At 37.0% G+C, this 12,894-nt stretch carries 12 protein-coding genes; all 12 read right to left on the reverse strand.

The window, feature by feature from the left end; genetic code table 11:
• Positions 1 to 74: 74 nt before the first annotated feature.
• Entirely contained in the window at positions 75 to 707 is a 633-nt protein-coding gene (locus VEB00_15205) for a hypothetical protein (GenBank protein HYF84366.1), read from the reverse strand.
• A 248-nt stretch (positions 708 to 955) separates the two neighbouring features.
• Positions 956 to 1,486 (reverse strand): ribosome-associated translation inhibitor RaiA, encoded by a 531-nt coding sequence (gene raiA, locus VEB00_15210; GenBank protein ID HYF84367.1) that lies wholly within the window; start codon positions 1,484 to 1,486, stop codon positions 956 to 958.
• Between the two features lie 573 nt (positions 1,487 to 2,059).
• Positions 2,060 to 2,347 carry a zinc-ribbon domain containing protein gene (locus VEB00_15215; protein HYF84368.1) on the reverse strand — a complete coding sequence of 96 codons (288 nt, stop codon included), beginning with the start codon at positions 2,345 to 2,347 and terminating at the stop codon, positions 2,060 to 2,062.
• A 428-nt stretch (positions 2,348 to 2,775) separates the two neighbouring features.
• Positions 2,776 to 3,258, reverse strand: coding sequence for a flagellar export chaperone FlgN (flgN, locus tag VEB00_15220; GenBank protein HYF84369.1), 483 nt, complete (start codon positions 3,256 to 3,258; stop codon positions 2,776 to 2,778).
• Between the two features lie 162 nt (positions 3,259 to 3,420).
• Positions 3,421 to 3,858, reverse strand: a complete 438-nt coding sequence (gene fliS / locus VEB00_15225; protein HYF84370.1) for a flagellar export chaperone FliS — start codon at positions 3,856 to 3,858, stop codon at positions 3,421 to 3,423.
• A gap of 84 nt (positions 3,859 to 3,942) precedes the next feature.
• Positions 3,943 to 6,438, reverse strand: a complete 2,496-nt coding sequence (gene fliD, locus VEB00_15230; protein HYF84371.1) for a flagellar filament capping protein FliD — start codon at positions 6,436 to 6,438, stop codon at positions 3,943 to 3,945.
• A 5-nt stretch (positions 6,439 to 6,443) separates the two neighbouring features.
• Positions 6,444 to 6,827 (reverse strand): flagellar protein FlaG, encoded by a 384-nt coding sequence (locus VEB00_15235; protein ID HYF84372.1) that lies wholly within the window; start codon positions 6,825 to 6,827, stop codon positions 6,444 to 6,446.
• A 150-nt stretch (positions 6,828 to 6,977) separates the two neighbouring features.
• The gene (locus VEB00_15240; protein ID HYF84373.1) at positions 6,978 to 8,156 is read right to left on the reverse strand and encodes a polysaccharide pyruvyl transferase family protein; all 1,179 of its coding nucleotides are present in this window, start codon (positions 8,154 to 8,156) and stop codon (positions 6,978 to 6,980) included.
• Between the two features lie 21 nt (positions 8,157 to 8,177).
• Positions 8,178 to 9,341, reverse strand: a complete 1,164-nt coding sequence (locus VEB00_15245; GenBank protein HYF84374.1) for an FkbM family methyltransferase — start codon at positions 9,339 to 9,341, stop codon at positions 8,178 to 8,180.
• 11 nt (positions 9,342 to 9,352) lie between these two features.
• Complete coding sequence (locus tag VEB00_15250) at positions 9,353 to 10,291, reverse strand: LicD family protein (GenBank protein ID HYF84375.1); 939 nt, start codon at positions 10,289 to 10,291, stop codon at positions 9,353 to 9,355.
• A gap of 14 nt (positions 10,292 to 10,305) precedes the next feature.
• On the reverse strand, positions 10,306 to 11,370 hold the full coding sequence (locus VEB00_15255; GenBank protein ID HYF84376.1) for an acyltransferase: 1,065 nt from the start codon (positions 11,368 to 11,370) through the stop codon (positions 10,306 to 10,308).
• A gap of 12 nt (positions 11,371 to 11,382) precedes the next feature.
• Positions 11,383 to 12,885 (reverse strand): CDP-glycerol glycerophosphotransferase family protein, encoded by a 1,503-nt coding sequence (locus VEB00_15260; GenBank protein HYF84377.1) that lies wholly within the window; start codon positions 12,883 to 12,885, stop codon positions 11,383 to 11,385.
• Positions 12,886 to 12,894 lie beyond the last annotated feature (9 nt).

Consider the following 12,894-nt stretch of genomic DNA (forward strand, 5'->3'; position numbering starts at 1 on the left):
GGCTCTGCCTCACCGCTAAACAAGGCAGGCAAACTCTCCGCTAATTAATATGTCGGCCACATTTTTCCATTTGTTTATGCCACTGAGTTCATTTTTCTATTTACTGCTGCAAGTACAGCTTTAACTGCAGACTCATTTTCATCAAGATTAATTATGCAACTGCCCGCCAGGGACTCTTCAACATTATCCTGAGAAAAGCCTACTAAGGTAACATATACCTCCTTACCTGAAATTTTGAGGCTTTCCAAACCTTCCAAGTACATTACCCCATTAACGCCCATATATACTTCAAGCGCTGCCAATGCTGCTTCAGCAACTGCTTTAACCCTGTTGGACTTTGCTTTGACCTTGCTGCTCTTTCCTTCATATACTTTGTCATCATAGGAAAGTCCCACTGTCGCTTCTATCATATTGTCTACATTCTTCACTGCTATACTTTCGATTCTAACTCTTGCTTCCTTAAACTCCGCTTCATTTATCTGTGCAATGCTTATTTTCTTATAATCTACAGCAATGTTGAATTTCGCATTTATTGCTGATTGGATGTCTCTGACCAGCTGCTTTATATTTCTGCTTACAGCAGCCAATATATGTATTTCTTCAATGTTGCCTGATTCATCACAGACAACACTGCAGTTGATTATATCCGGAAGCTTGCATATAAGGGCTTTGACATCATTCTGTACAGAAATTTTTATATCGCTCAAAGAGAACTCCTCCTAAAATGAAATGCGATGTATTAATTTCTACCAAAGTATCTTAATACCTTCACTGTTTATACAAACTACCATAAAAGCAATACGTATTAGGTATAAAATACTATATATATGTCTATTAGTACCAAATAAATATGGCATTGGCCACTTAGCCAGCTATTTTACTATGTTTCATTAATAAAGCCAGCAAACTTCACCCTCTTGACAAAAAAACAGCCGAGGACTTCTCGGCTGTTTCATTAGAACTCCGGTTCAATCAAACCGTAGTTTCCATCCTTTCTTTTATATATCACGTTTACCTCTTCAGTCTCTGCATTTGAGAATACGAAAAAGTTGTGTCCAAGAAGCTCCATTTGCAGCACTGCTTCTTCGGTAGGCATTGGCTTCATGGCAAATCTCTTTGTCCTTACTACCCTTGCTTCTTCCTCATCATACTCCTCTATAGGATTCGCCCAGTTCTCAAATTTGATGTTGCCATCTTTAATTCTTTTTTCCAGCTTGGTCTTCTGGCGCCTCATCTGCCTTTCCAATTTATCTACTACGTTATCTATAGAGATATACATATCACCGGTAGCTTCTTCTCCTCTTAAGATAACACCATTAAAAGGAATTGTGACCTCAATGATGTGCCTGTTCTTTTCAACGCTTAAAGTTGCGTGAGCCTCGGTATTAGGGCCGAAATATTTCTCAAATTTTAAAAGCTTTTTTTCCACCCTATCCTTGAGAGCATTAGTAATATCAAAATTTTTCCCGCTGACTATCGTACGCATAAACACATCTCCTTTCGCAACTATTATGCTACCGTATATACATATTTTATTCTACATTTGAGAAAATAATCCTTCTGATTTTTTTCAATTTTCAAATAGTTTTCAAACGTAAAAAGATATCTTTACAATATTTTTATACAATATGCTGTAAATATTAGCATAGTAGCTGCAAAATCATTATGTAAAGCGAACAAGCGCATAAAATAATTGCAACTACTCTATTACCCCTTATATTTCTAAGTTAGTCACACTATCCACAGAGTTATACACATGATTTTTATGTTATCTGTGGATAATGTGCATAAGTCTGTTGATAACTTGAACCTGTTGGTTTCTAATTGTTAAAAAAATGTGTATTACTTTGGGATAGAAATTTGTCGAGCGAACACCATGTAAATTATTTTTTGCAGTTATTGCGTCGATTTTTAGATTTCCCTTTTGGTTAATATGGAACATATTGTCAGATGGTGGTATTTCATTTGTTTACACTTTTATCTAAAATATTCCTGAATATGAAAATGTTGTGGATAAATGAAATTGGGCATAAAAAAACCGCCTGTAAGGCGGTTTCAATTACTGTCTCTTTGCGTCAAAACACTCTTTGCAATATACTGGTCTAGCATTTGTAGGCTTAAATGGAACCTGAGTTTCCTTGCCGCAATCTGCACAAACTGTGTCGTACATAGCAACTTCTCTTCTCTGTCCATTTCTGCCGCTAGCATTTTTTCTGGATGTTCTGCAATCCTTGCATCTAGCTGGTTCGTTCTGGAAACCCTTCTCTGCGTAGAACTCTTGCTCTCCAACTGTGAATACGAAATCATTACCACAGTCTTTGCACACTAACGTTTTGTCTTCAAACATGTAAAAATCCCTCTCTTTTCTCTCCAGGTTGGTGTTGGGTAAGAACTTTCCGGAATCCTTACAGTCTTGAAAAACGTTCTTGCACCGCCCACGCATACCTTTAAATATTTATGGCATTATTCTAGCTGACCTGGTCTTTGACCCCACACTCGCCGTCAGGATGTTTCGCTACTAGGAATCAACCCCTCACTACTGCATCTCTCAATAAAATTATATTTTAAAACACAATTTTACTGGACGGGCTTATTTCTAAGCCGCACCATGCTCACAGGAATTTTTCCTGCTTACGTGGATCGTTTTGCCTGCGACTAGCATCGACTTTCAACCACAGACCTAGATAATACACCACAGGTTATATTATATAATGTAATTTTTATTTGCACAAGTACTTTTAACAATAAATAGGAAATTAATCTTATTAGATTATATCATTTCTTCTTATCGATATATATTCCATCATTGCTTAAAATTGGCTTTTCATACGCTTTGATGGACTTTTTCCCTACACTTATCTGCTTCATTTCCTTTTTTAACTCATTCATTATCAAAGCAAGCTTTTCTTTGTTGGATTCCTCAATCTTCATTATCTTTTGCGCAAGTGACATTATTTCTTCGACCTTAAGCTTTAAAGTTTTCATCATCGGATATTTTGTAAAATCCAGCTCTTCCAAATTGTTGATATTCAAGTGCTTTTTCAGCAGGTTAAGCTTTTCAGCAAAAGACTTGTCGATTTCGTCTAACATGTCTATTACAGATTGCTTTTGCTTGACAAGCTCTTCTATGTTATTAGCTTTATTCCCCTTTATATCCTTGTCTTGTTCTAGAGTTATTTCCATGATATTAACGAATAACTGCCTCTTTCTATCAATCAGGCTGAGAAGCTCGGCTATTGCACTGTTTATAGTCTCCATAAAAACCCTCCATGTTTTAATTTATTAAAACATTCCTTAATTTGCCCATATGGTTAAGCACCGCTTAACTATGCTGACAGGCTGTGCCTGGAAGGGGCATGCATGGTCTATTTAATTAGGGACATGCATATTGCATATCCCTAATTATTATTCCATAATTTTTTATTTTACAGCTTGCTGCTTTGTAAGCTTCATAGCTTGTGCCCAAGTATCCCGCAGTTCCTCGGAATAGCCTATCACTTCTTCAATAATAGCCATATCCTTCTTAATATTCGCTTCTACAAGCCTTCTATTCATGTATTCATATAGTGCGTAAAGACCGTCAGAAACCTCGTACTGCATATCAAGGGTACATATGAACTCAGTTATTATGTCCTGGGATCTAATAATGTTATTATTTGATTTCTCAATGTTCTTTTCCTCTATTCCTTGATGTGCAAGCTTCAGAAACCGAACCAAACCATTATATAGCATCAGTGTTAACTCCTGAGGAGTTGCTGTATTTACAGTATTTTGCTGATACTGCTGATAGGGGTTTTTGTTTGCTGCCGCTGTTTTTAGCTCATACTCTGTATTTTGGCCCTTATTGCCACTTTCCACAACATTCTTTGCATATCTGGGCAGCTGATATACCCCGTTCATTAAAGCCATGTCATTCCCTCCATTACATTATTGGCTGCTGTATTACTGACCTCCGCCAAACTGCTGCGACAGCCAAGCCGACTGGCTATTCATCTGGCTCAGTGCCTTTTCCATTGCTGTAAATCGCTTGTAATATTGATTTTCTTTATCTGTCAGCCTATCCAGCAAAGTTGCTATTGTATCTTCCTTGCTCATAATCTGTTTTGTCAGCATATTCTGATAGTCCGATCCATCCCCTTTTATACCAGCACGTTCAAGCAACAGACCCTTTTGATTTTCACTGTTTCTGGAGGTTGTTATATAATCCTGCAAAATGTCATTAATTCTATTTGCTATACCGTTCTCTTCATTTCTTTTTGTCCTGCTTGCTGCATCCATATCAGGGGAGTATGCAGTTGTAGATTCTTTTGTGAATATATTGGACACCAGTTCCGGATTATTGGTTAATGCGTCTTTGAGTCTAGTTTCATTTATAACCAACTTTCCTTTCTGATCCCATGTCCCTGTGGTTATGCCAATTGAGTACAGTGAACCTCCAGCATCCTTTATTTCTTTGTAAAGCGAGTTTCGCATTTCACTTAAAAAACCTCTAAGAAGGCTATCGTTGCTTAGCATCCCTGATCTTGCTTTTTCTTCCCATTTCTCAATCTCCGAGTCGCTCATAGCGTCTCTTTGCTCATCAGTTAGCGGCAAGTAGTCTCTTTCACGCACCTCCGACATCTCTGCATTAAGCTTATCAACAATTTCATTATACTTACCAACAAAATTCTTTATTAGATCAAGGGATTTTGAGGTGTCCCCAGAAACCTTCATTTCTACTGCTGCAGCTGATGTTGCCTTCAGACTGAAAGCAATTCCGTTTACAGTGAAATCATTCGAAGAACGGGTTATGGTTTGGGTAGTTGTGCCATCTTTATAATCAATACTGGAATCTGCGCCAATATCACTAAGCCCATGTAACCCCAGAGCGTACATGAGATTGCCATTACCGGCAACATCGCTTATATTAACTTTAGCTGCTGCTCCCGACCCCTTTGACTCAACAACAAGCTTATCATTGAGTTGGTCATACGTCATCTTTACATTTGCATCAGCATCGCCATTTACAGTGCTGATAATTTCGCTTAATGTCTGGGATGATTTGAACTGGAAAAGCTTCCCGTTTATAGTAAATTCAATATTATAATTATCACCATCACCGTCTGCCGGAGTTAACACTCTCCCCAGCCTGGAGGCAAGATCCGTAAGTGTAAGGCTTGTATCAAGCTTATTGGATGCATTTACACCCTTAAGTCCCAAGGCTGCCAGTCCACCGTTTTCCGCCCTGTCTGACTTTATAGTGTCCGCAGATGAAATCTCTTCAAAACGAAGCTCTTTAGTAACTTCATCCATGCTTACCATAACCTTGTTTGCCCCAAAGGCAGTATTAAGCTTGGACTGAACTTCCTTCAGCAGGTCATTCCTGGTAGCATAGTTCTTTTCGGTCAGTACAATTTGCTGGTGGTTGGTTCCTCCTATTGTAACATCTATAGTCTTGTTATTTGAATCAACCAACTCTCCGTTTGATATATCTGCACCCAGAAGATTCCCGCTTGTAACGGCAGGGGCTTCAATAGGTTTTAAAACAATATAGTTATTTTGATTCAGCACGCGAATATTACCACTTAACCCTGCCGTTGCGTCTATCTTTTCCTGAATCTTCTTTGCAAGCGCATCTGCGTCTGCATAAGTGCCTGGGTCAACAGTAATTGTTGCTGCGGTACCATTGTTATATGATAAAGTAAATTTGTTATTTTGATTGTTTATTACATAGTTTGAAGTAATAGCTTTTCCTAACATATCAGACAAGCCTGTATTATATGAAGTGGATATTGACAGTGTATTGGTGCTGCTGGTTGCAAAGGTCAACTTGTTCCCATCCACCAGATCCTTGCCTACAGTAATCTTACCTGTTCCAAACGCAGCTTCCAGCTTGGTATTCAAGTTTGTAACCACTGCATCTATTCCGCTTAATCCATCATCTATAGTAATTTCTTTGCTTGTCCCATTAAAGTTTACATAAACCTTATTATTATCATTCAGCGCGCTGATATTATTGATGGTTGTTGATATTACGCTTCCAGTAATACCACCAGTTACAGCTATACTGGAACTGACTTTCGCTGTTTCAGCCACTTTCACGTTGCTTATGGTGTAAGTGCCTGGAACTGTACCGGCCCCGGGCGTAGCTGTAAAGGCACTATATGTATCTGCTCCGCCGTATGTGACCTTAAATGCACTAAGTGAAGCTGCTGATCTTAAATTGGTTGCCGGCTTCAGATAATCAAAGTATTCATCCTTAAAGCCTCGTAGAAGATTAGTTATAGACCTGTAATCATCTCGCTTCCATTCAAGAAGCTGCTTATCCTGCTTTACCTTATCCACTCGCATACTTTCAATACGCATAAGCTGCTTTATCACGCTGTCCGTATCTATTCCCGATGATAGGCCTGACAATCTAAGCGTTGTACTAAGTGCTCCAGATATATTTGTTGCCATATCAATCACCTTCTTTCGTCAACTAATAAGCCTGCGAGCTCCCACATCTTAGCAATCATATCCTGAATTTTTCTTGGTGGAAATTCTCTTATAACCTCATTAGTTATTGTATCCTTCAGCACATACATAATTGTGTGTGTCTTCTCGTGTACAGATCTCACAATGTACTTGTTGTATGTCCCCAAGGTCTTATTTGCCTGTTCCACAGCATTGTCCAGCATCTCATTGTCGTTGACATTTTCCAAATTCACATCCGTACTTGCCTCATTTGAGGCTTTTCTGACTATCAAATCAAACTCTGAGCCGTTTTTCTGCTGAATCTGCCTTTCACCTTGGTTATTGCTGTTCTGAATGTTCATATTATTAGAAACCACTGAGTCAATCTTCATATTTCTTCCCTCCTTGGAAAACTTCAAATCCATTCGTATATTATATATCGTCCAAATTGGGATTTTTCTTTAGAGTATTTATTCCTATATATTACTTTTTTCTATTGATCCGCCATTACAGCTACAGTCCCAATTAATAGTCCAATTTCTCTAAAGCATTTTAATGAAATTGTCTATATATTCAACAGTTAACTGCTTTAGATTGTTTCTCTGTTCCACATCATAGCAATCATTTCGTTTCTTCTCTAAAATATCGACGATATACTTCGCATTTAATTGCTCCACATTGATAAAGTTCTCTTTTTTACCAATTAATTCACCAAACAGTTTTAATTTTTCATTCCAGACCAGTCCAATTGCTGGAATATCTAAAGAATACGCAGTAATACAAGCATGTAACCGCGCTCCTATGATAGCTTCAAATCCTGACATTGTATCTGCGAAATCCTTTGAATTTTGTGGACATGGAACATATTTACTACTATTAATCCCTAAACTTTCCAGTAATCTCATTCCAAAATTGTAATCAGAAGTAAGACCATTAGAAAAAAGCTTCCATTTAATCTTTCGTTTCTCAAGTTCCTTTATTATCTCTTGATATAAATTCATTACCTCGTCTTCAGTGTAATTAATTCCGTATTTTACGAAAATATCATTTCTGATTACTCCCAAGCCTATAATATTACTATCTTTCCTATTAATCTGATAACATTCAGGAGTATAAAACGCAGGATCACCAACCAATTCTGTAATAATTAATTTATTTGCTATATACCGTTCATTAAGTAATGATAAATTATCTCTTGCGGTAATAACCTTTACACACGGTCTGTTGATTGCATTTTTAAGTTTTTGGCAACGCAAGTCAGTTGAGCTATAGCCTTCTATCCCCATTGCATTCATCATAACCGGGATACCCTTTTCCTGTGATAGCTTTGTAATCATATCTACTAAATAATTCAATTCCTGGGCCCGGTATTTTATAAACCCGCCACCTGAAAAAACCACAGCATCTGCCGTTTTAAGCTGCTGATCATAATATCTGTACAGCTTTATTTTCCACGAAAAATACTGTATGTAATATAATAACTTTTCCGAAGGCCATACACTTGTAAGAAAATGCTCTAGTTTTCGAATTAAATTAAAACATTTGAATCTAAAGGGTAAATGCACCCTACAGTAGGAATCGTATGGACTCACATCTACAAAGTATGACTCAACTTTGTTTTCGCCCTTCAGTTGAATCAGATAATTCGTAGTTTCTGCGATTATCCGGTCTCCTATATTATTAAAATTATTTAAACCAACTAAAGCAATTCTTTTTTTCATTATTATACCTGCCGCAATTTTCTATTTATTATAATCAGCTGTTGCATAACATACTGTTTCATACCAACAGTAATGATGATGTTTTAGCTTGAAACGATACTCTGGAACGAGCTTTCGCAAATATCTCGGAATTTCCCACAAATCCTCTATTTTATGATAAATAGACAATGCACAAACAGGCTTGTTTTCCTTTATAATTTTTTGTGCTCCTATCAATGCTTCCAATTCACTGCCTTCAATGTCCATTTTGATAAACGTTCCTTCTTTGCCAGCCTGATGATCATCCATTGAAATTATTTCGCCCTCATAAGCTCCGTTCTCAACAACCATAGACTCGGTTTCGGACGAATCATATGTGATTTTTTTATTTTCACTGCCTACTCCATAGTTATAGGCTTCAACTTTACTTGATATATCTTGTGGTAATGCATCTATGTATTTTTTAAGAATGTTATAATTGTTTGCATCTAATTCATAGCAAATATATTTCTTAAAATCAGAATATCCTAAACCTTCTACTAATCTTTTTAGTGAACTGCCTCTATATGCCCCACAGTCAATAATTACTTCATCTTTTCGAACATTACCTGCATTATCTCCAAAAAATTGATTGCCCTGATAAAGATCTGCAAAACTGAACTCTTTCCATTCTTCTGTCCTTGCTACTAAAGAACGAACTTTATAGTATAGTATCTTGTGTGACTCTTCATCCGGGAAAAAGTCAAACGCCTCTGATAAATTATTCCAAAAGGTTGTCTTATCCAACTTTTCAGCCATAAGCGTGTATTTTAAATTAACATACTCTTCTCGCCTTACAATATTAGTCAAACCTGCGTTTACAAGTTGTCGATATATAACATTTGAGTTTGAAATTCCAGCTGTAACAAAGCATAGTACACTGTATTTCATCTCATATAATTCTTGGAGCGATATACATTTTATACCGTCAACTATTTCTTTGCCCCATTTTTCCGGATTACTATCACAGAAAAAGTCCACTTTAACTCCCAGTGGTAATATAGACTTATATGTATCATTTCCTACTTGTCCTGCTCCATAAAAGCAAATTTTATTATTTCCGCTTAAATTCCAGTCAGACCAGGCTTTAATATTATTCTCACGTATCTTTTTTATATCTGAATATCTTTCTTCTACTAATTCATAGGTTTTCGCTTTGTAATCCATATTTTCTCCCTCTATTCATTGTATTGTTTTAGCATCAACTCTTCAAAATCATCCAAATCTGGTACTACCAGCTTTAACTTTGAACAAGGTATATGACTTACTCTTTTTTCTTTTGGCGGCAATTCCATATAATTGGTAAATGCAGTCTTTAAGACTAAGTCATATGTTTTAAGCGCCATAAAATATCTTCCTTCAAATTCCAAGTCCGTCGATGAATAATCCCATGGCAATTCGCCATTCTTAAACTTCCATGCCATATCTATATCAGCAACCTGGTATCCCCATCTTGAACTACTGTTTTTTGAAACTTCATGCGCCATATTGCGGATCAACTGAGTTGGGTTTTCACCAGCCCAGCTTATAACCCAATCGCGATAGCGGAAAACCGCATTGCGCGGGATCCATGAAAGAATCGTATACCATCTGCGCATAAACCAATTCTCATGCAGTTTTTTGCCTACCTTTGACCATAATATCTTTCTGATGGCAAAGCATGAGAAGCAGTGCAGAGGCCTAAGAGTTGGTGAATCCGGAACGGTATCGCTGCATATGATGTCAACAAAGATACCTGTTTTTTGATTCAGGTGTTCATGCCCTGCTCGTTGAAAAACCGTATCCTTCCTTAAAACCCGTGCATAATTCCAGCGGTAATTGGGATCTGTTCTCCACTCCTGTAAAAAAAACCTGGATTCATCCAGTTCCTTTTTACAAACCTCGAAGAAATTGCTATATGCAGACCTGCTCATAGATATGTCAACATCCGGGTCCCATGGAATGAATCCCTTATGCCTCACTGCCCCTAACAACGTTCCGCCTATAAGTCTGTAATTTATATGATGCTTTCTACATATGCTATCGATTTCAACCAATATTTCCAATTGTATCAACTGAATCTGTCTTCTTGTTCCGGAACCAATTTCAATTACTTTTTCTATTCTTTTCTCTTTCATATTACCCCGCACACCTACTTGTTATCGGTATATTTTATATATTCATCATCTATAACGCTCATGTCTACAGCATTGTCTTCCATGCTCCATGCGATATCCTTCCGAATTACCCTCGCAGGGTTTCCTGCTATAATGCAATTGTTAGGATAAGTTTTTTTAACAAAACTGCCTGCTCCAACAACACTCCCATTACCTATATCAGCACCATACATGATTGTCGCTCTTGCTCCCACCCATACATGATCACCAAGAATTACTTTTCTATCATAGTTCGATTCAGAATCTGAATTTATATTTTTGCCGGTATGAATATCAAAAATCGAATGTCCATCATTTGCTCTTATAAAAACATCCCGTGACCATAAACAATCTTTCCCTATCTTGATTTCCGTGTGTAGTCCCGAAACTATCAAATACCCCATTCCAAGCCAATTATTCCGTTCTATCAGTATCTTTGATTCCTTTCCGCAACGTAGAATGCCTCCTCTGGAGAAAATAGTATTTTCGTCAATAACGCAATTGGACTTCGACATACAGTACCAATCTGAATCCTTTTGAATAGTCACATTTTTACCAATTGTCAAACTTGAATCATCATACATATTTATAGTAACATTAGATGCCGCATTAAAATTTTCGTCTACTGTCAATAAACTATTGTATCCATAAAAAAGAACCTTGGCTTTGCCGATATCACCAATAATTTTATTTCCATACCCGTCTCTATATTCTGAGACATTTTCAACTGCTGTAGGAGTATAAGAAAGATATGCAAAATCAGCACTTTTTTCATATCCCCATTCCACTAACTGCTGATAAATCTCATGAAAGTACCTCAACACACATATCACATATATCCTGTCCTTTTGTCCCTTCAGTGAATTAATGGATTGAACCCTTTCATCCCTTATAACATCAGCCTTTGTATCTACATAATATGCCACACTAAGTCCATACTCTGCTTTCAGCTTATCCTCCAAAGTTTTGGAACGATTGCATTTCCCCCAAATTACCAATTGGCGTCCATTGTAATTTTGTAAGGTCAATGAAATTGTCTCCATGATAATGTCAGCTTTCATTTATATCCCCCTCTATTCCTGGCATGTTTTGTCTGCTTTATCTAATTGCGACATTATATACTTATGAATCTTTTCACCGCAAGTTCCGTCGCTATTCGCAACAGAACGTCTTACATCTTCTTCCCTCAATGCTTTATTAGGATCTTCACCCTTCTTAAGCATTGTAAGAAAATTGCCTATCCTAACTCCGTCACCTAAAAAATAACAGGAAAAATGATCAAATAAGCAGATTCTCTCTTCTCTCATAGAGCTCTTTAGATTCAAGGCAAGAACCGGCTTTCCCGTAACCATATACTGTCTCAATAAAGAACTTGTGTCACTTATCAATCCATCTGAATAAGATATTGCCGCATATGCACTGCCCAATTTATCTATGACAGCATTTTCACTATTAGCAATATCATTGGTTAGTTTCTTGAATCTTTCCATATACTGAGGTCTCATAGATTTGATAGTTGCCTCCAGCAATGGATGTGGCCGCCATATTAACCCAATTCCTTCGGTATATATTATCTGCCGTACGAATCTTTCGAATCTTTCCATATAAGTTTCTAATACGAGCATGGATCCAATACTAGTATTATATAATACTATCTTTTTACCGCTTAGCTTTTCTTTCCATTCATCAGGGACCTCTGGTGGATTTTTCATTGCATTAATAACTGCATCAATTTTCGGCGAACCCAACGCAGCTATTTTTTTTGCCGGCATCTCCAAAGATACCATTATTTGTTTCATTAATTCTGACTGTACAATAACTCTGTTACTACTTACTACACCACTAATAATATGTTTTGTTCCGATGTCATCAACATTTTTGTAGGCACCTGCAATGAAATATGGTACATATACCAGCATATTTGTATATTTTATAAGTTCCGACGAATAAAACGCCGGATGTACCGAAGTAACATAGTTATATTGATCATAAGGATTATGAAAATATATTATATCCGGCTTACAGACACTAAGATTATAATCAGTATATTTCGTTATTGGAACGTAGCCTGGCAGCTGGTCACCCTCATAGTACATTTCACCCAGGCGACGATCTTCTGTCCTGTCATAATATGGAATAGGCATAACATAACATTCACATTCACTATCTTCTTTTGCAGTCATCCATATACTTTCCATAGAATCCCACATTGAAGCTTTGTATGGCAGAAAAACTATTTCTTTCTTGCAGCTGATTGCATTTATACCTGCTTCGATGCTATTATGATAGTTCTTAAGAATTTCAATGCTTCCAGCTTGATTTTCTCCCATCATCATACTATTATTTACTTGGAATAAAGTCTCACAATAATTTCCAATGCATCCTATAATTTCAAGCCCTTCTCCTTCGGATTCTTCAATTGAATTCCCGATATGAATAGCACTTTCCTGACAGGCCGCCAAGATATCCATTGCCTGTTCAATATTATTAGCGTCAATATTTATACTTAATTCTTCATGTGCTTGTCCGATAAGTTCTGCTAGTTCTAATAGCGCTATTTTCTTATATTTTTTCATAGCCTGTCA

This window comes from Clostridia bacterium (assembly GCA_035628995.1).
GTDB lineage: Bacteria > Bacillota > Clostridia > Lutisporales > Lutisporaceae > BRH-c25.